Origin of the sequence: Brevibacillus reuszeri (genome assembly GCF_001187725.1) — a bacterium.
GTDB classification, from domain to species: domain Bacteria; phylum Bacillota; class Bacilli; order Brevibacillales; family Brevibacillaceae; genus Brevibacillus; species Brevibacillus reuszeri.
Genome location: NZ_LGIQ01000007.1, coordinates 462,205 through 485,587, shown reverse-complemented (window position 1 = coordinate 485,587; position 23,383 = coordinate 462,205). Strand labels below are relative to the sequence as shown.

25 protein-coding genes and 1 other RNA gene are annotated in these 23,383 nt (G+C 48.7%); 6 read left to right on the top strand and 20 right to left on the bottom strand.

Annotated features, from left to right (window positions below):
• Window positions 1–29: 29 nt before the first annotated feature.
• From rpe to ADS79_RS11965, 14 genes are all read right to left on the bottom strand, one after another.
• The gene (gene rpe / locus ADS79_RS12030) at window positions 30–677 is read right to left on the bottom strand and encodes a ribulose-phosphate 3-epimerase (protein ID WP_049738639.1); all 648 of its coding nucleotides are present in this window, start codon (window positions 675–677) and stop codon (window positions 30–32) included.
• Window positions 671–1,561 (bottom strand): ribosome small subunit-dependent GTPase A, encoded by an 891-nt coding sequence (gene rsgA / locus ADS79_RS12025; protein ID WP_049738638.1) that lies wholly within the window; start codon window positions 1,559–1,561, stop codon window positions 671–673. Before rsgA ends, rpe begins: the two co-directional genes overlap by 7 nt.
• Before the next feature lie 19 nt (window positions 1,562–1,580).
• Window positions 1,581–3,569 carry a Stk1 family PASTA domain-containing Ser/Thr kinase gene (gene pknB, locus ADS79_RS12020; protein ID WP_049738637.1) on the bottom strand — a complete coding sequence of 663 codons (1,989 nt, stop codon included), beginning with the start codon at window positions 3,567–3,569 and terminating at the stop codon, window positions 1,581–1,583.
• 5 nt (window positions 3,570–3,574) lie between these two features.
• Window positions 3,575–4,330: a Stp1/IreP family PP2C-type Ser/Thr phosphatase gene (locus ADS79_RS12015; RefSeq protein WP_049738636.1), complete on the bottom strand. Its 756-nt coding sequence runs from the start codon at window positions 4,328–4,330 to the stop codon at window positions 3,575–3,577.
• Between the two features lie 4 nt (window positions 4,331–4,334).
• Window positions 4,335–5,405, bottom strand: a complete 1,071-nt coding sequence (gene rlmN / locus ADS79_RS12010) for a dual-specificity RNA methyltransferase RlmN (protein ID WP_049738635.1) — start codon at window positions 5,403–5,405, stop codon at window positions 4,335–4,337.
• 200 nt (window positions 5,406–5,605) lie between these two features.
• Window positions 5,606–6,949 carry a 16S rRNA (cytosine(967)-C(5))-methyltransferase RsmB gene (gene rsmB / locus ADS79_RS12005; RefSeq protein ID WP_049738634.1) on the bottom strand — a complete coding sequence of 448 codons (1,344 nt, stop codon included), beginning with the start codon at window positions 6,947–6,949 and terminating at the stop codon, window positions 5,606–5,608.
• 3 nt (window positions 6,950–6,952) lie between these two features.
• Window positions 6,953–7,903, bottom strand: coding sequence for a methionyl-tRNA formyltransferase (fmt, locus tag ADS79_RS12000; protein WP_049738633.1), 951 nt, complete (start codon window positions 7,901–7,903; stop codon window positions 6,953–6,955).
• Between the two features lie 5 nt (window positions 7,904–7,908).
• The gene (gene def, locus ADS79_RS11995; RefSeq protein ID WP_049738632.1) at window positions 7,909–8,385 is read right to left on the bottom strand and encodes a peptide deformylase; all 477 of its coding nucleotides are present in this window, start codon (window positions 8,383–8,385) and stop codon (window positions 7,909–7,911) included.
• Window positions 8,386–8,401: 16 nt separating this feature from the next.
• Complete coding sequence (gene priA / locus ADS79_RS11990) at window positions 8,402–10,837, bottom strand: primosomal protein N' (protein WP_049738631.1); 2,436 nt, start codon at window positions 10,835–10,837, stop codon at window positions 8,402–8,404.
• Window positions 10,834–12,075, bottom strand: a complete 1,242-nt coding sequence (gene coaBC / locus ADS79_RS11985; protein ID WP_049738630.1) for a bifunctional phosphopantothenoylcysteine decarboxylase/phosphopantothenate--cysteine ligase CoaBC — start codon at window positions 12,073–12,075, stop codon at window positions 10,834–10,836. Before coaBC ends, priA begins: the two co-directional genes overlap by 4 nt.
• Before the next feature lie 70 nt (window positions 12,076–12,145).
• A complete protein-coding gene (gene rpoZ, locus ADS79_RS11980) occupies window positions 12,146–12,352 on the bottom strand; it encodes a DNA-directed RNA polymerase subunit omega (protein WP_049738629.1) in 207 nt (68 codons plus the stop codon).
• Window positions 12,353–12,355: 3 nt separating this feature from the next.
• Window positions 12,356–12,976, bottom strand: a complete 621-nt coding sequence (gmk, locus tag ADS79_RS11975) for a guanylate kinase (RefSeq protein ID WP_049738628.1) — start codon at window positions 12,974–12,976, stop codon at window positions 12,356–12,358.
• 16 nt (window positions 12,977–12,992) lie between these two features.
• Window positions 12,993–13,253, bottom strand: coding sequence for an extracellular matrix/biofilm regulator RemA (gene remA, locus ADS79_RS11970; protein ID WP_015891999.1), 261 nt, complete (start codon window positions 13,251–13,253; stop codon window positions 12,993–12,995).
• 24 nt (window positions 13,254–13,277) lie between these two features.
• Window positions 13,278–14,162, bottom strand: a complete 885-nt coding sequence (locus tag ADS79_RS11965) for a YicC/YloC family endoribonuclease (RefSeq protein ID WP_049738627.1) — start codon at window positions 14,160–14,162, stop codon at window positions 13,278–13,280.
• Between the two features lie 190 nt (window positions 14,163–14,352).
• On the opposite strand from ADS79_RS11965, the gene ADS79_RS11960 reads away from it, so the two are divergent.
• Genes ADS79_RS11960 through ADS79_RS11950 form a run of 3 tightly spaced genes read left to right on the top strand, consistent with a single transcriptional unit; the run spans window position 14,353 to window position 16,996 of the window.
• Window positions 14,353–16,092 (top strand): Rqc2 family fibronectin-binding protein, encoded by a 1,740-nt coding sequence (locus ADS79_RS11960; RefSeq protein WP_049738626.1) that lies wholly within the window; start codon window positions 14,353–14,355, stop codon window positions 16,090–16,092.
• Between the two features lie 36 nt (window positions 16,093–16,128).
• The gene (locus ADS79_RS11955; protein WP_049738625.1) at window positions 16,129–16,473 is read left to right on the top strand and encodes a DUF2512 family protein; all 345 of its coding nucleotides are present in this window, start codon (window positions 16,129–16,131) and stop codon (window positions 16,471–16,473) included.
• A 34-nt stretch (window positions 16,474–16,507) separates the two neighbouring features.
• A complete protein-coding gene (locus ADS79_RS11950; protein ID WP_049738624.1) occupies window positions 16,508–16,996 on the top strand; it encodes a hypothetical protein in 489 nt (162 codons plus the stop codon).
• Window positions 16,997–17,120: 124 nt separating this feature from the next.
• On the opposite strand, the gene ssrS is transcribed toward ADS79_RS11950, so the two are convergent.
• From ssrS to ADS79_RS11940, 3 genes are all read right to left on the bottom strand, one after another.
• A non-coding RNA gene (gene ssrS, locus ADS79_RS34335) (6S RNA) lies at window positions 17,121–17,311 on the bottom strand.
• Window positions 17,312–17,341: 30 nt separating this feature from the next.
• Window positions 17,342–18,541 carry a CaiB/BaiF CoA transferase family protein gene (locus tag ADS79_RS11945; RefSeq protein ID WP_049738623.1) on the bottom strand — a complete coding sequence of 400 codons (1,200 nt, stop codon included), beginning with the start codon at window positions 18,539–18,541 and terminating at the stop codon, window positions 17,342–17,344.
• Window positions 18,542–18,677: 136 nt separating this feature from the next.
• Window positions 18,678–19,028 carry a DUF4870 domain-containing protein gene (locus ADS79_RS11940; protein ID WP_049739069.1) on the bottom strand — a complete coding sequence of 117 codons (351 nt, stop codon included), beginning with the start codon at window positions 19,026–19,028 and terminating at the stop codon, window positions 18,678–18,680.
• Between the two features lie 533 nt (window positions 19,029–19,561).
• Between ADS79_RS11940 and ADS79_RS34330 the strand changes: the two genes are divergently transcribed.
• Complete coding sequence (locus ADS79_RS34330) at window positions 19,562–19,732, top strand: YjzC family protein (RefSeq protein ID WP_084765826.1); 171 nt, start codon at window positions 19,562–19,564, stop codon at window positions 19,730–19,732.
• Between the two features lie 58 nt (window positions 19,733–19,790).
• On the opposite strand, the gene ADS79_RS11935 is transcribed toward ADS79_RS34330, so the two are convergent.
• Window positions 19,791–20,039, bottom strand: a complete 249-nt coding sequence (locus tag ADS79_RS11935) for a hypothetical protein (RefSeq protein ID WP_049739068.1) — start codon at window positions 20,037–20,039, stop codon at window positions 19,791–19,793.
• Between the two features lie 79 nt (window positions 20,040–20,118).
• Between ADS79_RS11935 and ADS79_RS11930 the strand changes: the two genes are divergently transcribed.
• The gene (locus ADS79_RS11930) at window positions 20,119–20,652 is read left to right on the top strand and encodes a DUF309 domain-containing protein (RefSeq protein WP_236699956.1); all 534 of its coding nucleotides are present in this window, start codon (window positions 20,119–20,121) and stop codon (window positions 20,650–20,652) included.
• On the opposite strand, the gene ADS79_RS11925 is transcribed toward ADS79_RS11930, so the two are convergent.
• Both ADS79_RS11925 and ADS79_RS11920 read right to left on the bottom strand, forming a co-directional pair.
• Window positions 20,649–21,200: an RNA 2'-phosphotransferase gene (locus ADS79_RS11925; RefSeq protein WP_049738621.1), complete on the bottom strand. Its 552-nt coding sequence runs from the start codon at window positions 21,198–21,200 to the stop codon at window positions 20,649–20,651. The genes ADS79_RS11930 and ADS79_RS11925 overlap by 4 nt on opposite strands.
• Before the next feature lie 28 nt (window positions 21,201–21,228).
• Window positions 21,229–21,909: a CPBP family intramembrane glutamic endopeptidase gene (locus ADS79_RS11920; protein ID WP_049739067.1), complete on the bottom strand. Its 681-nt coding sequence runs from the start codon at window positions 21,907–21,909 to the stop codon at window positions 21,229–21,231.
• Between the two features lie 169 nt (window positions 21,910–22,078).
• Between ADS79_RS11920 and ADS79_RS11915 the strand changes: the two genes are divergently transcribed.
• Window positions 22,079–23,278: an MFS transporter gene (locus tag ADS79_RS11915; protein ID WP_049738620.1), complete on the top strand. Its 1,200-nt coding sequence runs from the start codon at window positions 22,079–22,081 to the stop codon at window positions 23,276–23,278.
• The last annotated feature ends 105 nt before the right edge of the window (window positions 23,279–23,383 follow it).

Here is a 23,383-nt window from a genome sequence, read left to right as displayed (position 1 = left end):
CATCAAAATGGCTTTGCTTGATTGAATCTTTATCCTCGAACAGCCGCAATCGCTTGCGCCCGATCCGCTTGATTGAATACGGCACTTCCTGCTACGAGAACAGTGGCTCCAGCTTCTGTACACAAACGCGCTGTTTCGGCATTTACCCCACCGTCAATTTCAATTTCCACGTGGCTGTGTCCACGCTCGTCCAGCATGCGACGCAATTCTTTGATCTTGGGTACGACATTGTGAATAAACTTTTGTCCTCCAAAACCTGGATTGACGGTCATCAATAGTACCATGTCCAGATCAGGCAGCACATCTTCAATCGTAACCAATGGAGTAGCGGGGTTGAGAACAACGCCTGCCTTTACTCCCTGTTCTTTGATCAGGTAGAGCGTACGATGCAGATGGCGACATGCTTCCTGATGGACGGTAATCCAATCAGCACCGCTTTTTGCGAACTGCGGGATATACTGATCCGGTTCCTCAATCATCAGGTGCACGTCTAGCGGCAGCTTGGTCACTGGGCGAATCGCATCAACGATCAACGGTCCGATTGTGATGTTTGGAACAAAATGTCCGTCCATGACATCAACGTGAATCCAGTCCGCGCCTCCTTTTTCTACATCTCGAATCTCATCACCCAAACGGGCAAAGTCTGCTGACAGGATAGACGGGGCGATTTTTACCATGGTTTGTTCCTCCGTTGATATTCTTTTAGCTCTTCACGAAATTGCTTGTAGTTCTCGTAGCGAACCATATCGAGTTCCCCTTCAGCCAGCGCCTCCTGTACCGCACAGGAGGGCTCGCTTATATGCAAACATCCACGAAACTTACAACCGGAGCTCAAGGCAGCAAAATCTCGGAAGCAATCAGCCAAGTCGAGCTCTGTAAAATCCATAAACTCAAGGGAGCTGAATCCTGGCGTATCCGCTACATATCCGCCGCCTTCCACCGGTACCAATTCCACATGTCGCGTCGTATGCTTTCCGCGTCCCAGCTTCTGACTGACATCCCCCGTTTGCAGGCTGACACCCGGGAAAAGCATGTTAATGAGCGATGATTTCCCCACACCTGACTGACCTGCAAATACAGAGATTCTGTCATGTAATATATCACGTACCTCTTGAAAGCCTCTCTCTTGGACCGTCGAAGTCGGTATAACTGGATAACCGATCGCTTCGTACTTTCTGACAATCGCTGCGATCTCTTCCTCTGATACTTGATCTGCTTTTGACAGCACAATCACAGAGTCGATCCCTGCACGTTCTGTATGCACAAGAAATTTGTCGAGTAAAAGCGGACTAAACATTGGCTTGTACATTGAAAAAACAAGTACCGCCTGATCTACATTGGAAATGGGCGGGCGAACCAGTTCACTGGTTCTTTCGCCCACCTCCATGATATAGCCTTCTTCTTCATTAATCGGATCATAGACGACCCAATCGCCAACAAGTGGATTCACTTTGGCGTCTTTTTTCTTAAAAAGCCCTCGTGCACGGCAACTGTAGATGCGCCCTTCATCGGCTACATAGTAGAAGCCACTCAGCGCTTTCACAATCCGTCCTTCTGGCATTCATGTCCCTCCACTATGCTTATGGCAAGCTGCTATACGCTACCGGTATCGTTTGGTATTCCCTGAACTGGGTGTCTGTCGGGCCTTTAATGGTTGCCACGACTTTTCCATCCTTTTGCGGCGAGAGAACCAGTGGAACTCCATATTCCTTGTTCTCAGCAATTTTCTCTTGGTATATCACGATATTGCTTCCGCGCGCATCGGTAACTTCAATTTTGACTTCAATCTCTTCGCCCGGTACAACCTCGACGTAGACAGGTACATTCGGGAACTTGGCGTCAGCTGGATACTGTCCGTTGCTCACCGTTAACGGAACGGTAACCCCTCTTTGAACCTGCATGCCCGGATCGTAAGGATGAGTAGAAAGCACCTGTCCCGCCTTATCCGTTGTATAGGACGGTTCTTCTTTGATTTCTACCAAAAGACCTTCCTTGTACAGCTCGACTTGCGCAGCTTCCGCGGATTTTCCAATAACATTAGGCATTTTGACGAAGCCTTTTCCCTTGCTGACGGTTACAGTTACCTTATCCTTTGTCGGATATACTTTGGCATTTGCTTCAGGGGACTGCTTGATAACCTGTCCTACTTCAGCCTGATCGTCCGTCTCTTCCGCAAAAGTGATATTCTCCATCTTGAAGCCTGCCTGCTTCAAGGTGTCTTCTGCCGTCGCGCGCGGTAGCGAGACGAGATTTGGCATGTCAATTTTCTCCTGCCCTTTGCTCACATAGATCGTCACGACTGCCTTTTCCTTCAGCTTCATCGTGGGGCCAGGGTCCTGCCTAATGACCATTCCTTTTTCGACCGTGTCATTTGCCTCCTCGATGACTTGGGGTACGAGTTTGGCTTCCTCGATCTTTTTCGTGGCGAGAGATACTTCGATTCCTTCCACAGGGGGAACCGATACCTCAGGAACAGAAGGCACAAAATTCAGCAGCAGATTGAAGCCAAAGAACGCAAGTACAAAGAATAAACCAATTCCCGCTAACCAGAGAATCGTTTTTAGCCACCATTTCTTGGCTGGCCTCTCTTCCTCGCTGTCATTTGCCGTCTCGTTGCGCTCGTTACGCTTCCGCTGTCCGCCACCAGTTCTGCCATTGGTATGACCCTCCATCATTTCTGGTGTAATGATCGGAACGACACGGGTCATCTCATCATCCTCAGGGAAGACCAGCTTTTCTTCATGTAATCGTTCTGGAAATAGGCAGGTCTCCAAATCTTCAAGCATTTCCCGTGCCGAAGAGTATCTCAGGAATGGATCCTTGACAAGCGCTTTGAAAATGACGTTTTCCACACTTTGCGGAATTGCCGGGTTCACCGTACGCGGCTCCGGGAGCGGCTCCTGCAAATGCTTGAGCGCTACTGAAATCGGCGAATCACCGGAGAATGGAAGTTCTCCTGTAACCATCTCATAAAGTACGATCCCCAGTGAATAAAGATCTGACTTTTCCCCTGTGATGCCGCCTCTTGCCTGCTCAGGAGAAAAATAGTGAACCGAGCCCAGCATAGCATTTGTATGAGTAATCGTGGCAGAGGTAACTGCCCGCGCAATTCCGAAGTCCGTTACTTTTACCCGTCCATTTTTACCGATCATGATATTGTGTGGCTTAATATCTCTGTGAATAATTTGATTCTGATGCGCATGATCGAGAGCATCGCAGATCTGTTCGGCAATTCGAACCGCTTCTTCAACAGGCAAAGCGCCCCGCTGAATGATGACTTCTTTTAACGTGTAGCCTTCTATGTACTCCATCACCATGTAATGGGTATCGCCTTCTTGGCCTACATCGTAAACCCCCACTACATTAGGGTGAGACAAGCTTGCTACTGCTTGTGCTTCGCGCCGAAACCGATTGACAAAATCCTCATCCGTGCAGAACTGCGAACGCAGAACCTTGACGGCTACCGGACGATTCAAAATCAAGTCCCTGGCTTTGTACACAATAGCCATACCGCCCCCACCGACGCGGGATTCCAATTGGTACCGTCCTCCCAGTCGTTGACCTTCCATCTCTCTCACCCCTCTTTCTGACTGGTATCAGGTGTATTTCGGACGGCTACCAGTGTGATGTTATCTTCTCCACCAGCTGTCAGTGCCTCTTCTACAAGTCCGTCCACCTTTGTTTGCAACGATACCATTCTATTCAACCACTCTTCCAGGGAACTGCTGTTCACCTTATTGCTGAGTCCGTCTGAGCAAATCAGGACAACATCGCCTTCTGACCACGCAAACTGGCCCAGATCAATCAAAACATCAGGTTCTGTTCCCAAAGATCGCATGATCACATTGCGATGCGGGTGAACCGATGCTTCTTCCGGCGTAATTTGCCCATTTTTTAACAGCTCGTTCACAAGGGAGTGATCTTCTGTTTTCATAACAAGTCCATCCTGGCTGAAGTGATACAAACGACTGTCGCCAATATGCGCGGTAATGACCGACGTAGGGCCAAGCAGGGCGGCAACAACTGTCGTCCCCATGCCACTACATTCAGGGTGCTCCTCCGCATACTCATAGACTTCCTTGTTGGCGTGAAGAACGGCGTTCATCAATTGTTCCCGCGCGTCCTCTCCGTCCACATCCTTTTCCAAGTGGCGCAGTTCTTTTACTATTCTCTCAACAGCGAGCCTGCTGGCGATATCACCCGCCTGATGACCGCCCATACCATCTGCTACTACTGCCAGTACCCGTCCGTTCAGGTCTTCCACACAAGCATAATAATCTTCGTTAACCTGACGGACACGACCAACATGGGATTTCATCGCGATATCCATGGCTTCACCCCACGGTTTCTTTAGCGTGTTGTGCCCTCAGCTGTCCGCAAGCAGCTGCAATATCGCTGCCTTGCTCGCGTCTGATGGTCACATTGATTCCCTTATCCTCCAAAATGCGTTTAAACTGAAAAATCTCATCGCGCGGTGTACGTACATAATCGCGTTCCGGCACGTAGTTCACCGGAATCAGATTGACGTGGCACAGCATGTCGCCAATGAGGCGAGCCAGCTCTTCTGCGTGCTCAGGCTGATCATTTTTGCCGCCGAACAGGCCATACTCAAAGCTGATTCGACGCCCTGTCTTGTTAATGTAATGGTGGCAAGCCTCCATCAGCTTGTCAAGCGGAAAGCCGCGGTTGATTGGCATCAGAGAGCTGCGCAGCTCCGTGTTTGGTGCATGGAGCGAAATAGCCAAATTCACTTGTCCGCCCCTGTCGGCAAACTCGTAAATTTTTGGCACAATACCACTAGTGGAAACGGTAATATGGCGTGCACCAATATTCAGTCCCCGGTTGTCATTGATGACAGACAGGAAGGCCATCAGGCTCTCAAAGTTCTCAAACGGCTCCCCAATCCCCATGACAACGACGTGGCTGACACGCTCACCATCCGCATCCAGTCTGCGCTGGGCCATCAACACTTGGGATACAATTTCACCTGCATCCAGATTCCGTTTCAGCCCACCGAGCGTAGAAGCACAGAACGTGCAGCCGATACGGCAGCCAACCTGCGTCGTCACACAGATACTGTTTCCGTAGTTATGACGCATGATCACCGTTTCAATGGCATGCCCATCTACCAGCTGGAACAGGAATTTGATAGTGCCATCCTGAGATTCCTGGTGTGTGATTTCTTTTAAAGGGTCCATGCGGAAAGCATCGGCAAGCTTTTGACGCAAATCCTTGGACAGATTGCTCATCTCATCAAAAGAAGCCACACGCTTTACATAGAGCCAGTCAAAAATTTGCTGCGCCCGAAATGCTTTATCTCCTATTTCAACGAGCCATGCTTTCATTTCGTCTTGCGTTAAACTGTAAATAAGCGGCTTTGCGCTCGTAAATGTTGTCATCGGCATTGCTGTTTTTTCACATCCTCAAAATCATTGCTTAAATTGTCATTCTATCATTGTACCTCTACTAGCGTCTCGCTTCAAACCATTTTGATATCCAGTCACCCAAATGCGTCGCTTTTCCTAGTGTAAACAAATCCGCGGGCCTGCAAACAATAGAAAGGAGTGGCACCCAAACTAGCTGATGCGCCACCCCTCTCGCCTTATTATCTCCGCTTTAGACGCGCAATAAAGAAGCCATCACTGTCAAAATCATGAGGAAGAATTTGGATATACGCTCCCGTTTCATCCACCTTATCACTTACTGCCTGTGGTAGATCATCCCGAAGCGTATTATCTAGCATAAATTCCGGATGCTCTGCAACAAAGCGACGGACGATGTCCTGGTTTTCCTTCGGCTCAATGGTGCATGTACTGTAAACCAGCATACCCCCTGGAGCAAGCATCGTGGACAGCGTCTTCAATAACTCATATTGCAGCTGGGCGATGGCTCGTACATCCTCGGGTGTCTTGTTCCATTTCAGATCTGGCTTGCGCCGAATCACGCCTAAGCCAGAGCATGGCGCATCCAGCAAAATCCGGTCGAATGTACCCAGTCCTTTGTCAGGTAAATCAAGCGCATCACTGACAATCGGCTCGATGATCGAGATTCCCAGTCTTTTCGCTGCATTTGCAATCAAATCACGCTTGTGAGGATGAACATCGCTGGCAATAATTTGCCCCTGATCCCCCATCAGCTCTGCCAAATGAGTTGTTTTCCCACCAGGAGCCGCGCAAGCATCCAACACCCGCATACCCGGTTTAGGTGCGAGAGCGGGCGCTACGAGCATGGAGCTCTCATCCTGAATAGTGTAGAAGCCTTCTTTGAACCAGCGTGTGCCGGCTGCATGTCCACCTTCGATGAGCAGTCCATCCTGACTTAGTGCAGACTCGTGCACAGCTCCGACTGCTTCTGTAAGCTGCTGCAAAAGCTCGTTCTTTTTGGCTTTGAGCGGATTAACCCGAATCGAGCTGTGTGGAGTGCGATTGTTCGCTTCACAGATCGCTTTTGTCGTCTCTTCTCCATACTCCTTGATCCACTGGCGCACCAGCCATTCCGGATGGGAATAGGCGACAGCGATACGCTTGGCAGTGTCGCCTTCAGGTATGCGTTCCCATACATCAGGCTGACGCAGCACATTGCGCAGAACACCGTTGACCATGGACGCAACGCCTTGGTGCCCCCGTTTTTTAGCAATCTCAACCGCTTCATGTACTGCTGCACGCTCGGGAATCCGATCCAAAAAGCGAATCTGATACAGACTCAGACGCAAAAGATTGCGCACCCAAGTCTGTACCTTTTTCCCTCCAACAAAATGGGACAACACATGATCCAGTGTCAATTTGCGCTGGATCGTGCCGTACACCAGCTCTGTCACAAGCCCAACATCAGAAGCGTTCAGCTCTGTGCGGTCCAGAACATTCCGCAACTCAAGATTGCTGTAAGATTTCTGTTCTTCTACCCTGTTCAAGACATCCAGGGCGATATCTCGTGCTCCCTTTTTTGCCACGGACTATTCTCCTACCTTCGTGCCTATTTCAATGCTTGCGCCCGCTCCACGCAAAAAGTCGAGAGCACTCATTCGTTTTTTTCCTTCTGGCTGCAATTCCGTCATTTTTACCGCACCCTCGCCGCACGCTACGACCAAGCCATCCTCTTCTCGTGCGACAATCGTTCCCGGCTCATTTCCTGTAACTGCTTCTACTAGCTTTTCCACCCACCATACTTTCCAGACCTTGCCCTCATGAGTCGTAAAAGCAACCGGCCAAGGATTCAAGCCACGGACCTGGTTATAAATTTGCTCCGCTGTGCGCGTCCAGTCAATGCGCTCATCTGTGCGCTTGATATTGGGAGCAAATGTAGCTTCATCGTGGTTCTGCGGTTGTGCCTCAATCGTACCTGTCAAGAGCTGTGGAATCGTCTCCATCAAGAGCGCTGAGCCTGCTGCTGCCAGCTTGTCATGCAATAAGCCTACCGTATCCCGTTCTTCTACCGGAACGACGACCTTGGACAGCATGTCCCCCGCATCAAGAGCTTCCACCATATACATGATGGTAACACCAGATTCTTTTTCGCCTTCTACGATTGACTTATGGATAGGTGCCCCTCCCCGGTATTTCGGAAGTAAGGAAGCATGAACATTGATGCAGCCATGCTTCGGTGCATCCAACAAGCGTTTAGGCAGAATTTGCCCATACGCTGCTGTCACAATCAGGTCAGGTGACAGTGCCAGCACTTCTTCCAGGGCTTCTTCCACTTTAATTTTTTCTGGCTGCAGTACAGGCAAGCCATGACGCAAAGCCGCCTCCTTGACGGGGGGCGGCGTCAACACTTGCTTGCGTCCAACCGGACGATCAGGTTGGGTAACGACTCCGATCACATTGTATCCAGCTTCCAGCAGGGCATCCAGACTTGCTACCGCAAAGTCAGGTGTCCCCATGAACAATATACGGGTATCTTTCAAATGAATTATTCCCCTTCCTCATCCGGGCTGATCTGATACACTTTGTCAGCAACGTCAATGAACAACACGCCGTTCAAGTGATCAATCTCATGCTGGGAGCAACGGGAAAGCAAATCATCCGCTTCCAGCTCAATCTCATTGCCGAAGCGATCTTGTCCACGAAGTTTAATCCACTTGTGACGACGTACATCGCCTCGCAGTCCCGGGATGCTCAAGCAGCCTTCTGGATAATCAAATTGCTCACCTTTATGATCAACGATTTCCGGATTAACGATTTCGATAAGCCCCTCACCGCAATCCATCACAATAACGCGTTTGGAAATGCCTACTTGTGGTGCAGCAAGCCCCACTCCGTCTGCGTCGTACATCGTATCTGCCATGTCGTCCAGCAGCTTGTGCAGATTAGAGTTGAATTTGGTTACAACCATCGCTTTTTCCCTCAGAATAGCGTCAGGATGTTTAACAATTGTGCGAATAGCCATGTGATTTTTATCCTCCCTAAAGCAGTACATACGGATCAACATCTATGGTCATCAGTACCTTCTGCTGTTTGTTCCATTCTTCAAATGCCGCTGTGGCCTGTGCTAGTAATTCTGCCAGATGCGGTTCATCACGATATTTTAGCATGACCTGAAAACGAAATCTATCCTTCACCCGCGCAATAGGCGATGCAACAGGTCCGAGCAGGATTGTTGTCTGCGCCATTCGCGGTCGCAAATAATCAGCCATCGTATGTGCACCACGGATGACGACCGGAACATCCTCATGGCTAAATGTAATCAAAACCAATCGGAAATAAGGCGGATATCCCGTGCGCCTGCGCTGCAGCATCTCATCCTGATAAAAGGCTGGGTAGTCATGTCTGGTCGCATGAATGATGCTGTAGTGCTCTGGTGTATACGTCTGGATCACCACGTCTCCTTCCAGCTCATGACGTCCCGCACGTCCACCCACTTGCGTCAGCAGCTGGAAGGTTTTTTCCGCAGCGCGAAAATCAGGCAGATGCAAGGACGTATCGGCAGCAATAATCCCCGCCAGAGTGACGCGAGGAAAATCCAGTCCTTTTGCAATCATTTGCGTGCCAAGCAGCACATCCCCTTGGCCAGCGCGAAATTTATTTAACAGCTCTTCATGCGAGCCTTTGCGAGAGGTTGTATCTACGTCCATCCGAATGACGCGAATCCCCGGGAACAGCTTTGCCAGCTCTGCCTCGACTTTTTGTGTTCCCGTACCAAAAAAGCGAATATGCTCGCTTTGACACTCCGGACAATGGGCGGGCTGCGCAATCGTATACCCGCAATAATGGCAACGAGCTGTATGATTCGTTTTATGGTACGTGAGAGAAATGTCGCAATGGATGCAGCGCATCGTATACCCACAGGAGCGGCACATTACGAACGTGGAAAAACCGCGCCGATTCAGAAAGATGACCATCTGCTCCCCTTTTCGCAAGCGATCTTCAATCATTTCGTGCAGCTTGCGGCTGAACATCGAGCGATTCTGTGCCTGCAGCTCCTCACGCATATCCACGACATGCACCTCAGGCATCGGGCGATTCCCTACGCGGTCAGGCATTTGCAGCAATGTGTATCTTCCCCGCGTCGCCAGAGCATACGTTTCCAAAGCAGGAGTAGCGCTTCCCATCAAGAGGACGGCATCATTTTCCTTTGCCCGCCAGATAGCCACTTCCCGTGCGTGATACCGGGGGGTTTCTTCCTGTTTATACGAGCTTTCATGCTCTTCATCGATAACGATCAGACCGACATTTTGAAAAGGAGCAAAAATAGCCGAACGCGCTCCGACTACGACCTTTACTTGCTTGCGAATGATTTTACGCCACTCATCGAATCTCTCGCCCGACGACAAAGCGCTGTGCAGCACAGCTACATCTGCACCAAAGCGGCCTTTGAACCGCTCGACCATTTGCGGTGTCAGCGAGATCTCTGGAACAAGGAAAATCGCCTCGCGTCCTTTTTCCAAGGTTTGCTCGATCGCCTCCAGGTATACCTCGGTCTTGCCGCTCCCCGTTACCCCATGCAATAAATATGAAGCATAGCTTTGGGATTGAACAGATTGCAGAATCGGCGCTAGAACCTCCTGCTGGAGGGGAGTAAATTGCGGCTTCGGCTTTTCTGCGAATCGCCGGTTTGCATAAGGGTCACGGTATACCTCGACCTGCTCGATTGCGATCCAGCCTTTTGCCTCAAGGCTTTTCAGGGGAGAACGGCTGATTCCGTGCTCATCTCGCATCATTTGGACAGAAAAGGTTTGCCCTTCATGCTCCGCAAAAAGGAGAAGGACACGGCGCATTTGTTCTGCTCGTGCAGGCAAGGAAACAATCGCCTCAGCCAGCTGTTCTTTTTCCAGCAAGCATTTCACAAAGGATTGCTGCTTGCGTGTAATTCGGTCAGTAACCTGGTATTCCGTCGCCAGAAGTCCGCTGTGAATCCAGCCAGGAACAAGCATGTACTCATCAGGGAACTGCTTTTCTACCTCAGCCAGAGGCAGATGGCGCTTTCGATTCAGCTCCCATAACAGCCCTGAATTCCCGCATGTCTCCTCGTCTAACGCATCAGTTGCCGTGAGCCATTTCTCCGACTTGCCCTTGAGCACCGCTGGAATCATCGCTTGGACCGCTGTGACCCACGGACATAAGTACTGCTTTGACATCCACTCGCTCATTTTCAAAAGCTCAGCTGTAAGTGGCGGTGTATCATCCAATACTTGCTCCACATCTTTTATCCGCGTGCTTTCCAGCGCTTCGGCAGACTGCGTGAGAATGCCGACCACGTAACCCTGGAGCTTGCGCGGACCAAATGGAACAATCACTCGACTACCTACGTTTATAATCGGGGTCAGCCAGTCAGGAACGCGATAGTCAAAAGGCCGATTCGTCCGATTAACTGGCACATCCACGATGACTTGGGCAATCATGACAGCTCCGAGAGCGCACGTTGTGACAGCTTCAACAAGACGGCATCCAAAATTTTCTCGGCCACAGCTCGCTTGCTCAGTTTGTCCAGTGCCAATTGCTCCCCGAATCGGGTCAAAAGGGTAACGACGTTCGTATCACTGCCCATTCCAGCACCCTCTGTCAGCACGTTGTTGGCTACGATCATATCCAGGTTCTTTCGCTCGATTTTAGCCTGTGCGTGCTTGATCACGTCCTGAGTCTCGGCAGCAAATCCGACGACAAATTGTTTGGTCTTGCGCTCCCCGACTGTTTTTAAAATATCAGGCGCTTTGTCCAGCTCTAAAACGAGCGGTCCATCGCCCTTTTTCATTTTATGCTCCTGCACTGTCTTTGGACGATAATCCGAAACAGCCGCAGATTTAATCACAATATCGGACTCTGGCAGGTTTTCCATGACTGCATCAAACATTTCCTGTACGGATTCTACGGGAACAAATTTGACTCCGGCAGGTTGTTCCAAAGTGGTAGGTCCACTGACTAATGTCACCATAGCCCCTCGATCACGTGCCGCTTCTGCAATCGCATACCCCATCTTGCCTGAAGCATGGTTTGTAATATAGCGGATTGGATCGATTTTCTCGCGAGTCGGACCAGCTGTGACCAGCACATGCTTGCCCGCCAAATCCTGCTCTTTTAGCGATGCTGACTTTTTCTCAAAGAACGCGGCAACCGCTTCTACAATCTCTTCTGGTTCAGCCAGGCGACCTTTGCCAATCCATCCACATGCCAAAAGGCCTACACCTGGCTCGACGAATTGATAGCCATATTCCGTAAGCCTGTCCATGTTTGCAGCTACAGCAGGATGCCCGTACATATTTACGTTCATAGCGGGCGCAACCATTACCGGCACTTTTGTCGCGAGGATCGTTGTTGTCAGCATATCATCAGCAATTCCGTTTGCCATTTTCCCAATAATATTAGCTGTGGCCGGGGCAACCACGATCAGGTCTGCCTTGTCCGCCAGCTCAATATGACTGATCACATGAGGATCCGGCTCCGTAAAGGTATCCGTATACACAGGCAAGTGGGATAGAGCCTGGAACGTCAGCGGCTGTACAAATTGCATTGCACTTTCGGTCAAAATAACGTGCACTAGAGCACCAGCCTGGGTCAGCTTGCTAGTAAGCGCCGCTGCCTTGTACGCAGCAATCCCCCCAGAAACACCCAGTACAATTCGTTTTCCAGCAAGCGAGTGCATCCTAAAAATCTCCTCTCTCCATATCCGAAAAAAACAACCTGCCAGGAGGTTGTTTTTTGGGTGGAAATCCTTATTTGCGTCCGTCTAGGAATTCATGCACGAGTTCATCGGAGATAAACTCTTCAAGAGCAAGCCCTACAAACTTTTTGGATTTTGGTCTCACTACCTGGATTTCGCTATTCTCACGCAATTGTCTTGCTCTCTTGGATGCGATTGTCACCAGGATGTATTTGCTTTCCGCTTTTTCTGTCAACTCATCAATAGATGGGTACAACATAATTTATTCAACCTCCTTCAGCCATTTCCGATACTTGTGAACCTGACGTTCTTTTTTCAAATGCTCCGCAGTGATAATCGCCTGAATACGGTCACATGCTGCTTCGATTACATCATTCACGACGACATAGTCGTAATGATCCATCAGCTCGATCTCGGCACGCGCCACTTCCATGCGCTTGGCGATAATCTCTTCCGTTTCCGTACCACGGCCAATAATTCTGTTTTCCAGCTCGTTAAGATCAGGAGGAGCAAGAAACAAGAACGTTCCTTGTGGAAAGCTTTCCTTTACCTGCAAAGCTCCCTGAACTTCGATCTCTAGTATAACATCTTTGCCCTCATCCAGCATTTCATCCACAAACTGGCGCGGGGTACCGTAAAAATTCCCAACATATTCAGCCCACTCTAAAAGAGCATCCTGCTGAATCATTTGTTGGAACTCTTCTTTTGATTTAAAAAAGTAGTTGACTCCCTCTACTTCTCCTGGACGCGGGGAACGCGTGGTTGCAGAAACCGAGTAGACAAGATCAGGGAGCTTTTCCCGTAGCGCCTTGCATACTGTTCCCTTCCCCACCCCTGCCGGTCCGGAAAGAATTAAAAGGAGACCACGATCAACCATGCTCATTATTTACACTCCTACTTTATTCGTCCGATTCGTCATCCTTCGTTGTGAGACGCTGTGCGACCGTTTCCGGTTGTACAGCTGACAAAATGACGTGATCGCTATCTGTAATAATCACGGCCCGTGTCCGTCTCCCGTAGGTTGCGTCAACGAGCATGTTACGGTCACGCGCTTCCTGAATAATCCGTTTGATAGGAGCTGACTCCGGACTTACAATAGAAATAATGCGATTGGCATTTACAATATTGCCAAATCCGATATTGATTAGCTTGATTGCCATGACGGCCCAGCCCATCCTTTCATCCTACTCAACGTTCTGTACTTGCTCTTTCATCTTCTCCAGCTCACTCTTGATCTCAACCGCCAGATGCTGGATGCGCAAATGATTCGCCTTGGATGCGATTGTATTTGCTTCCCGATTCATTTCCTGCAGCAAAAAGTCCAGCTTCCGCCCGACTGCTTCCTCTTTTTCAAGCTGCTCCACAAATTGGTGGCAGTGGCTTTTCAATCGGGTGATTTCCTCGCTGATGTCACTTTTGTCAGCGAAAAATGCCACCTCTTGTGCCACACGTCCCATGTCCAATTCGAATGGAGCCTGGCTGGCCCAGTCACTCAGCCGTTGATGAAGACGGCTGTGGTACTCCTCCACGCTCAATGGGGCAAGCTGTTGTATCTCCCCTATCCACGCGCTTACTTGAGAAAGTCTTCGCATGAGGTCGGCGTATAGCTGTTTTCCCTCTGCCATTTTCATGGTGAGCAGATCTTGTGCTGCCTCTTCAACTTGGGAAAGCAGCCACTCGACTATTTCATCGCCATTTGCTTCTTCTATTTCCTTGGTATGTAGCACTCCTGGGAAGAGCAACACGTCCCTTGCTGTCAGGACTGTCTCCAGCGAAAAACGCTGGTCGATTTCACGGGTCAGCGAAACAAACTGTTCAGCCACAGCCCAGTTTATGGAGGCAGCTGAAGTCACTTGGATCGTTTCCATTGAAATGGTTACTTCGAGACGACCACGCCTGACAAACTGAGAGACCAGCTTGCGTACGGGGTCCTCCAGCATACTCCAAGCTTTTGGGAGGCGAACTAAGATCTCAGAAAACCGATGATTAACCGCCCTGATCTCGACAGTCAATCGGGTAGAGCCTTTGACTTCATCCATTCTTCCATAACCTGTCATGCTTCGTATCACAAGTTTTCACTTCCACAGGCGTAAAATCGTTAATTAATTATAGGAGACAAGTCTTGGCAGTGTCAACCGAAGCAGCATGCGGACAACAAGATTCCTCCTGCTTATGCTTTGTGCTACACTGTGACTGGCAACGATTCCGATTTTCCGTTCGGTTTTTGAAGTATTCTTCTTTAGATTGAGGTGACTATTTGTGGCTTTTGATGGCGTAGTAACCCGTGCTGTGGCTCGGGAGTTACATAAGCTGGTGGGCGGACGTATTTCCAAAATCCATCAACCCCACCACAGTGATATTGTCATGCAAGTAAGAACACAAGGAGAAACAGTGAAATTACTGCTCTCCGCCAATCCTACCTACCCGCGTCTCCACATCACAACAGAGGAATTCTCCAACCCTTTGGAAGCTCCGATGTTTTGCATGCTGCTTCGCAAGCATTGTGAAGGTGGAATGATTGAATCGATTTCGCAGGTGGGCATGGAAAGAATCATCCATATCGATGTGCGCACACGTGATGAATTAGGTGACACGGCAGTCAGACGGATCATCATGGAGATTATGGGCAAGCACAGCAACATCATTTTAATCGACCCTGGGACAGGAATGATTCTGGATAGTGCCATGCACGTAACTCTGGCTATTAGCCAGTATCGGCAAGTTACACCTGGACGTTCGTACATCTCTCCTCCTAGTCAAGACAAGCATGATCCACTTGCGGCTACGCAGCAGCAGTTCATTTCTACCATCGACTGGAACAGTGGTCGACTGGACAAGCAAATCGTTGATGCCTATACCGGGATCAGCCCTCTTCTGGCTAAAGAGATCGTCTTCCGAGCTGGGCTGGCCAATCGCGAGACACTGTGGTCAGCCTTTTCAAGCGTCATGGATGATTTCAGCCAGCATGCATACGTGCCTAACATGGTGGAGACAAAGGACAAGGCTTACTTTCATGTCGTGGAGCTGACTCATCTGCAAGCAGAGTCCAGCACGCCTTTTCCAACCACACAAGCACTTCTTCAAGCGTATTACGAAGGAAAAGCTTTGCGTGATACAGTCAAACAACGCGCACATGATTTAATCCGCTTTGTCACCGGTGAACGCAATAAAAATGAGAAAAAAATTGAAAAGCTGGAGCTGACGCTTCAATACGCCCAGGAAGCTGATTTATTCCGTCTGTATGGAGAACTGATGACAGCGAATATGCACCAGATGAAGCGCGGCGACAGGGAGCTGGTGACCGTCAATTGGTATGACGAAGCTGGCGGTTCCGTAACCATTCCGCTTGATCCGCTAAAAACACCATCAGAAAACCTGCAGTCGTACTACAAGCGGTACAACAAAGCCAAAAACAGTCTGCAAGTCGTCGGAGAGCAGATCGAGCAGGCAAAAATGGAGATCATGTATTTGGATGGTTTATTGGTGCAGCTCGCTCACGCTACTCTAAAGGAAGCAGAAGAAATTCGCGAAGAGCTCGTGGAACAAGGCTATGTACGTGACCGTAAAAAGCGTGGACCTCGCAAGAAAAAAGAGACCAAGCCAGAGCTGGAGATCTACTATTCAACAGATGGCACTGAGATTCTCGTCGGAAAAAACAATAAGCAAAACGAGTATCTCACCAACAAGCTTGCTGCTGCTTATGATACGTGGCTTCATACCAAGGATATTCCGGGATCACACGTCGTTATTCGGGCAAGAGAATTTTCTGATGGGACATTGCTCGAGGCAGCTACTCTTGCTGCTTATTTCAGCCGCGCCAAGCAAGGCAGCCAGATACCTGTAGACTATACACTGATCAAGCACGTAAAAAAACCAAGCGGTGCCAAACCTGGCTATGTGATTTACGAGCAGCAGCGTACGCTATATGTAACCCCTGAGGAAAATGTGATTCGTCAATTGAAATTGAATAGACCGTCCACGCATAGCGAAACTACCTAAGTTCATACTAAGAGCATGAAAGGGGGTGTCCGTTCCTTGAACATCTTACTGAAGCTCTTATTGAATGGAATCATCGCGGTTCCTGGGCTTTTGTGGTCTGGAACGTCTCTTGCGTTTGCCTTGACTGCCAGCATCATTGGCAGCTTGCTCGCTTACGCATTGATTGATGCCTTCATCCTGCCGCGTACGAACAATACATTTGCTAGCACAGCTGATTTCTTGTTCGTGTTTGCATTTTTTTGGGCAAGCTGCTATGCCTTTGCACAGTCCTATGCATTATCTGGCGTGTTGTTGACGGCGTTCGTCATCACAGTGGTCGAATACTTTTACCACAGTTACCTGCAGCATCGCGGAGTACATCACTCCAAGCATCCAGGCTAATGATCAATTTTCTATTTTCGGAAGGGGGATCAGGATGAACGTCATCGGCATCATCCAGACCGATCTAAATGAATTTAGCGTGTTGTTCGACCAACAGCAGGGTGGTGGACAAAGCGGGCAAGGGCACCAAGGAAGCAGCGGTGGGCAAAGTCAAAGTTACGGCCAGGATCACGGCGGCGGGCAAGATTCTGGGGACAGCGACTCCATGTTCCTCAGCTTCCTGGATGAACAGCCTAGCTCCAATGAGGGCAGCAATCAAGGCAGTCAAGAGGGACAAAGCGGGCAAGGGGGACAACAGAGCGGCCCTCAGGAAATGACAGTCCGCATCAAAGGTATACCAGAAGGACAGAAAGCGAATTTCCTTCAAATGTACCAAATCATTCAAGACGCCAAAGATTCTCAGTCTTTGGAGCAGTCCCTGACGATCGTCAACCAGGGCGATCAGCAAGACGGGCACGGTGGACAAGATACGAGACAAAACCCAAGCCAAGGTTACGGTTACGGTTCCGGCAATCAGAACTAGCCAGCTTGCTCTCCAGTGTCCATAAGCGTCTCTCCACTACATTTTTCCAACCAAAAAACCACCTGGAATTGCTCCAGGTGGTTTTGTCTCATGCTAAAAAAGCATAATTCTTATTGAATACAGCCAAGTCCCCGCTCTGCCGTTGACCTCATGTTTCTATAACCTGCGCTCACACAGGTGGGTGACCCACTCGTGCCTCAGCCTTCCCATGCATCCATATGGAGGTGGGCCTGACATCTGCAGCGAATTTCCGTCTCCCGAAAAACACGTATAAGGTTAGAAACATTTACGGCCTGTCGTACATCGCAGGATCTTGATATACATACTTTATCACAAATTTCATTCCTACTCAACGGATAATCTTCCCGTTTTCGAAGTCGCAGGAGGAATGACTCCCAGCTTCACCAAACGACGAAGCTTTGTGTCCGTTAGATTCAGCTTTCGTTTTAACAGGTCATGTGTATGATCCGCAAGCCAGGGAGGGGCTTTGCGCTCCCCATCCACCAGAGCTGGCTTTTTCCTCTCCAAAGCTCCTTCCGTTTGCTCCACGAAAGGCAATGTATAAGCAATCTCCCGACTGGTCACATAAGGGCTGTCTCCCCACCTCTCCAGCTCTTCAACCGCTGTCAAACAGCAGTCAACCTCACTTCCCAGCTCACTCCATTCCGCTTGGGTCCGCGATAAGAACAAGGCTTTCATTTCCTCATTCATTTCAGGTAGTTGGCTGATCGTACCCAGGTGATACTGCTCCCAGTCTCCGCGACCCACTGCCCGGCAGAAATTGAGCCAAAACTTCTCCTCTAGTGCAGCAAGTGCTACATAGTGTCCATCGGAAGTTTCAAATACTTGATAAGCAAGCCTCCCCTGCCGACTCGATCGCTTCCACATCTTATCGCTATACGTAGAAAAGATCGCATGAAGTCCCATCCAGGAGGAAAACAGATCAGCAGATGCGACGTCAAGGTAAGCACCGCGTCCAGTTCGCAAGCGTTGTACGAGTGCAGCACAGATTTGTTCACTGGCATACAGTCCAAGAGCGTAATCAGTAATCGGGGCTTCCGTAATAACAGGTATTCCTGCTGCATCCCTGATTGTGGATAGAAATCCACTGACAGCTTGTACATTCAGATCATGCTGCCCAAGCTGAAAGAGCTCGCCACTCTGTCCGTAGCCAGTAACCGAGCAATAGATGACGGCAGGATGAACAGCCCACAAGCTGTCATAATCAAGACCAAGATGCCGCAAAACACCTGGGCGAAAGCTTTCTACAACAACGTCAGCCTGTCTAGCCAAGGCAAATGCGAGAGCTTTTCCTTCGTCGGTGCGTAAATTTAAAGAGATGCTTTTGTGCTTACGATGCGAACGCAAGAAAAATCCACCTTGCCCAGTGGGATCCCCGTTCGTGGTATCGACAGATCTGCCATGGTCATAGTCAAGAAAAGTATCGACCTCGATGACCTCCGCTCCTAAATCAGCGAGCCTCATCGTACAAATCGGTCCAGGAAGATGGCGCGAAAAATCGACGACCGTAACACCCGTAAGCATGCCAGGACACCCCTTTCACCGCTTTACCCCACTTTCCACCGTATTTCGCGATCATGTATGCTCCCTCCTTCTTTTGCACGAAAATTCAAACAAAAAGAAACCATTCCGGATGGGAATGGTTTTCTCAGGCTCCTTTTCATTTGATAAACCTGAAAATCAATGGATACTGAAACTCTTTTCCCTCATTCGCTTTCACTGCTGCCATGATGACCAAAATAACCCAAAACAGGAACAAAGCAATCAATAAGAGCGCGCCGATAAAAATGACGAGCAAGAGACTTGCAATGGCTGCATAAATCGTAACAGAAATATTAAAGTTCAAGGCTTCCTTACCATGTGCGTCAAAAAAAGCTCCTTCCTCCCGTTTTACCAACCAAACAATCAATGGACCGAGCACATTTCCCAGTGGAACGATAAGTCCGATGAGGGCTGACAAATGTACGATGATTGCCCACATCCGCTCCTCTTTTCCAGAGTGATTACTCATAAGGATTCCTCCTACGATCTGCTTATTTTTAATGTACGATGTAATGTCGGCAAAATTGCAAAAAAAACGAAAAAAGCGCCTCGAAAGGCGCTTTTCGCTATTACCATTTGCCTCCACCCATAGAGGAACCTCCGAAACCACCGTAACCACCCATTGAGGATCCATAACCGTAACCATCGAAACCATGGCCGTGTTCACAATGCCCGTGACCATGACCGTGGCCACATTTTCCGTGACTGCTCTTGCATTCCATTCTATAAACTGGCTTATAGCAGCAATGTTTTTTATAATATTTCTTCTTACAGCACTTCTTAACATGACATGTGCAATGAGATCTTCTGCATCCGCATCCCATGAATCTCACCCCCTCATGATAGGTACATCTACAAGGTATGTAGGTGATGGTTCATTGGCACGGGGCACTTGTCTATTCTCATGGGAAAATGAGCGAATGTCACGGTTTTTCCAGCATGAAGCTAGTCTGCTTACGAAATACTAAGCCCGATATGATAACGCTTGAAGGAGGAGTCCTTATGGGAGAACACAGTCGCTTTCACGAAGGTCAAAAATCTCCAAAAAACGCGGTATATATGGAAATTGGCGAGTCTGGAGCCAGTGTCCAAGACCCGATGATCATTGAGCTTTCCAAAGGCGAAAAGTTCCCGGCTACCCGGAACAAAAATCGTGTATGGACACAAAAGTAGCGTAAATCGCAAAGAACCAACCGACTTTGCAGAAAAGAAGGTTGGTTCTTTTAGTTTCTTAATCTTCGTCTTCATCATCCTCGTCGTCCTCGAAGTCTTCGTCATCCCCACTGATGTAGATGATGGTAACTCCCAAGCTTTCCAACAGTTGAATTACTTCGCGATTTAAGTCCTGATCCATCAAAAGGCCAAGACTCTCCACCAGCTCCAGCTCTTCCAATTCACCTTGCTCTGCATCCTCAATCAGCTCTATAATTTCGGTCATTCGCTTTTTTTCCAAAACTGCCATGAGTTCTTCTCTCGTCATAAACGGTTTCACACCTCATTTTCTCTTCTCTTTGCTTTATAATAGTACATAACCCAACAGTTGAAAACAAAGCAATGAGGTGACGTCTTTGTATCCACAATCGTACCTGGACTATTTGGTCCAGTTTCATGTTGAACGCGACTATTTTGAATGTCACGAAATTCTTGAAGAATATTGGAAAAGCGCTCCTCCCCACGAACGCAAGCCAGTATGGGTCGGATTGATTCAAATTGCCGTAGGTCTGTACCATCAAAGACGCGGGAACTTGAGTGGAGCAATCAAAATGCTGACAAGCGCACTGGCTCTCGTGAATGAGCATCAAAGCGATATTCGCCAGCTCGGCTTGGACAGTACAGCCTTAAACACCCTGCTCGTCCAGCGTCTGGAGGAAATGAAACAAGGAAAGGCGTATCACAGCTTATCCCTGCCAGTGGCAGATAGTGCCCTGCAGCAAGCGTGCCTGAACAAAAACTCGGCAAAAGACAACGTCAGTAATATGGAGGATGTCTATTTACTGAACAAGCATACGTTGCGTGACCGAAGCGATGTCTATGCCGAAAGAAATCGCCAGCTGCAAATCCGCCAGGAACGCCGAAAAAGCCAACCCGATTAATCGGCGTATGGCATTACGTATGCTGGTGGAATCGCCCCACACATAAAATAGCGGTCGCTTATGCCGAAAAAAGGAATGCCGTCTGCATAAGCCTCCCGCGCTTTTACGATTAAAAGCGAAAGAGCGTCCACTGGCATACCGATATCTTTTGGACTATGGGCTAGCTGAACAAACTCACTAGCGATAGGTAACAAACCCGCTTCAAGCCCTTGGCGGATTAATTTGCGATGTGTGCCGTAATAAAGGACCTCCGGCGGGGACGTCTCTGTCAGTCTTCCGCGAGAGATCGTTGGCAAAAATCCGTAGGTGGCTCTTATCAAAGCGCCGCCATCCCATTCAATCTGTTTACCAGGATCGTTTTCTACGACCTGCCACAAATCAGATCGGCTAACCAGCGCGCACCCTTTTAACGTCCGCAGATAGGCAAGCATCGGTTCAACCGGTGTATATCCGTACGTATCAAAATAAAGCTGAACGTGCTCATTATTTTGCCGAAGAATACTGAGCAAACGTTTTCGCAACTGCATTTCTTCTTCGTGTGCAGTCATCCCTGTCCTCCCTATCACACAGCACTCATCAATAAATCCACAAGAGAACTGTCATCACCAGCCCCAAATCCGCGAGTATGTGACTAAACCACGTCGTATAAATCGCTGGAAACAAGCCTTTTATCCATCCCCAGATGATGCCTGAGACAAAGACAAGAACCGTGATCAACAGACCTATCTTGAATCCAAACATGACCGTGGCCACAATCAAGTGATACAACGTATAAAAAAAGCTGGATAAAACGATGGCCATCGCTTGGGATAACGACTGTAGCATCCGTTGCAGGACGAAGCCTCGCCAAAACAATTCCTCCAACAGGGAATTCAGGAACACTAAATAAACAGAGAATAGCCATATCCATCGATCATTGAGGTCCCACTCAACCAAAATTCTCCTGATATTCTCGGCACGCCCCTCTGCTTGCAACAGAATCCAGCTACCAGCAAGCACTCCTGTGAGTAGAAACAAGCCCAATCCCAGTCCATAAAAAGCACCCCGCTTGTCAAACTGCCCCCACGCATGTCTCCAGCTTTCACGAAGAGTACCATCCCACCATCCATGCAAAAAAGGAATGCACAGGCAGACCAGCAAATGAAACAAGACAAAGGTGACAAACAGGCTGCGCCTCTCAAGCAATCCATAAAAAATCGCCAGCGTCGCTGCGAATCCATAACCAATAAGCAAAAGTAACGACCGGTTTCGCGTCATGCGGATTAGCTCCCTCTCATGCGTAATGGCCGCTTCGTATCGGTATAGGTTGTCCTTTATGCAAGCTGTGCATACCCACAAAGACAATAAATATACAATTTTGGAGAGAGATGCTATACTGAGTGATACCTTTTGCTTAGCAAAAAAATTTTGATATGGAGTGGCTCTCATGTTGTGGCGAAACCGAACATTTCTCCTCTTAATGACCGGGGAGATCGTCGCAGGAGCGGGCATGTGGATTTCAATCATTGCCAATCTACAGTTCATGCAGAGCTTGATCCCATCTGAAACGGTAAAAGCACTGATTTTGATGAGTGGACTGGTTGTCAGTATTCTTCTCTCCCCCAAAGCTGGCGTCGTCATTGACATGTACGACAAAGGAAAAGTAATGATGCTGGCAAGTCTGGTACGATGCTTGAGTCCTGTTTTCATGTTCCCTGCTATTGCGTATGATTCAATCCTCTGGATGATCGTCTCCCTCATTTTTATGCAATGCTCCGCTGCCTTTTACTTTCCGACCGTGCAAGCGTCCCTACCTGCGATACTGGACAAAGACGAATTGCTTAAGGCAAACAGCGTCTATCTGAATATTTCTACGCTATCCCGTATTGGTGGTACCGCATTAGGTGGTGTACTTGTCGTCTCAATGAATTTGCAAATGCTCTACGTGTGCTCGATCGTTGCGTATGCGATTTTGGCTCTCGTGACCCTATTCTTGCGCATCCCACAGGTGACTTCACGCCGAATACAGGAAAAGGTTGAGTTTCGCGAAGTATTGACGATTACAAAAAAAGATCCTGCACTCATGGTCGGACTCATTAACAACGGCTTGATCACCCTATTTTTAGGCGGACTCAATTTGATGATTTTGAACTTTAGCGAAATTCATCATGAACCACAGCTAATGGGCTGGATTTACGCATTTGAAGGAGGAAGTATTCTCATCGGAAGCCTGCTCGCGAAGCGTTGGATTGGGCAAAATAATCTGGTGGCTGCGTCCACTTTGATGCTCGTTTTCTTTGCCATTTCCCAGTACGGAATGTCCGTAGCTGAGAACAAGATGATGGTTTTGGGCTCTTTTGCCGTTTTTGGCTTTGTCGTAGCATTCTTCTTCCCAGTCATCTCAACGATTTTTCAAAAAAGACTGCCTGCCCATCAGCAAGGACGATTCTTTTCATTCAAAAGCATGCTAGATCGCAGCTTCTTCCTGGTTGCTTTGGGAATTACAGGTGGTGGATTGGATTTGCTTGGCGTGAGCGGCTACCTGCTGTTTATTGGTTCCTTGACCCTGCTCTTTGCAATCGTTACCTTCATTTACAGCAAAAAGCATAACCTTGATGTCAGAGCCAACGATGAAGCTGCGGCATAAGACTTTTCCCTACCCTTGGTTTGGTGTAAACTAATAGAGGTTGTTCAAAAAGTCGTCTTTTGAACACACAAAAAAAGAGTTGAGTTTAAAACTAATGGAGGGGTT

Coding starts and splice junctions, on each gene's coding strand:
- rpe (WP_049738639.1), bottom strand. CDS start 677: ATGGTAAAAATCGCCCCGTCTATCCTGTCAGCAGACTTTGCCCGTTTG.
- rsgA (WP_049738638.1), bottom strand. CDS start 1,561: ATGCCAGAAGGACGGATTGTGAAAGCGCTGAGTGGCTTCTACTATGTA.
- pknB (WP_049738637.1), bottom strand. CDS start 3,569: ATGGAAGGTCAACGACTGGGAGGACGGTACCAATTGGAATCCCGCGTC.
- ADS79_RS12015 (WP_049738636.1), bottom strand. CDS start 4,330: ATGGATATCGCGATGAAATCCCATGTTGGTCGTGTCCGTCAGGTTAAC.
- rlmN (WP_049738635.1), bottom strand. CDS start 5,405: ATGCCGATGACAACATTTACGAGCGCAAAGCCGCTTATTTACAGTTTA.
- def (WP_049738632.1), bottom strand. CDS start 8,385: ATGGCTATTCGCACAATTGTTAAACATCCTGACGCTATTCTGAGGGAA.
- priA (WP_049738631.1), bottom strand. CDS start 10,837: ATGATTGCCCAAGTCATCGTGGATGTGCCAGTTAATCGGACGAATCGG.
- coaBC (WP_049738630.1), bottom strand. CDS start 12,075: ATGCACTCGCTTGCTGGAAAACGAATTGTACTGGGTGTTTCTGGGGGG.
- rpoZ (WP_049738629.1), bottom strand. CDS start 12,352: ATGTTGTACCCATCTATTGATGAGTTGACAGAAAAAGCGGAAAGCAAA.
- gmk (WP_049738628.1), bottom strand. CDS start 12,976: ATGAGCATGGTTGATCGTGGTCTCCTTTTAATTCTTTCCGGACCGGCA.
- remA (WP_015891999.1), bottom strand. CDS start 13,253: ATGGCAATCAAGCTAATCAATATCGGATTTGGCAATATTGTAAATGCC.
- ADS79_RS11950 (WP_049738624.1), top strand. CDS start 16,508: ATGAACGTCATCGGCATCATCCAGACCGATCTAAATGAATTTAGCGTG.
- ADS79_RS11945 (WP_049738623.1), bottom strand. CDS start 18,541: ATGCTTACGGGTGTTACGGTCGTCGATTTTTCGCGCCATCTTCCTGGA.
- ADS79_RS11940 (WP_049739069.1), bottom strand. CDS start 19,028: ATGAGTAATCACTCTGGAAAAGAGGAGCGGATGTGGGCAATCATCGTA.
- ADS79_RS34330 (WP_084765826.1), top strand. CDS start 19,562: ATGGGAGAACACAGTCGCTTTCACGAAGGTCAAAAATCTCCAAAAAAC.
- ADS79_RS11935 (WP_049739068.1), bottom strand. CDS start 20,039: ATGACGAGAGAAGAACTCATGGCAGTTTTGGAAAAAAAGCGAATGACC.
- ADS79_RS11925 (WP_049738621.1), bottom strand. CDS start 21,200: ATGACTGCACACGAAGAAGAAATGCAGTTGCGAAAACGTTTGCTCAGT.
- ADS79_RS11920 (WP_049739067.1), bottom strand. CDS start 21,909: ATGACGCGAAACCGGTCGTTACTTTTGCTTATTGGTTATGGATTCGCA.
- ADS79_RS11915 (WP_049738620.1), top strand. CDS start 22,079: ATGTTGTGGCGAAACCGAACATTTCTCCTCTTAATGACCGGGGAGATC.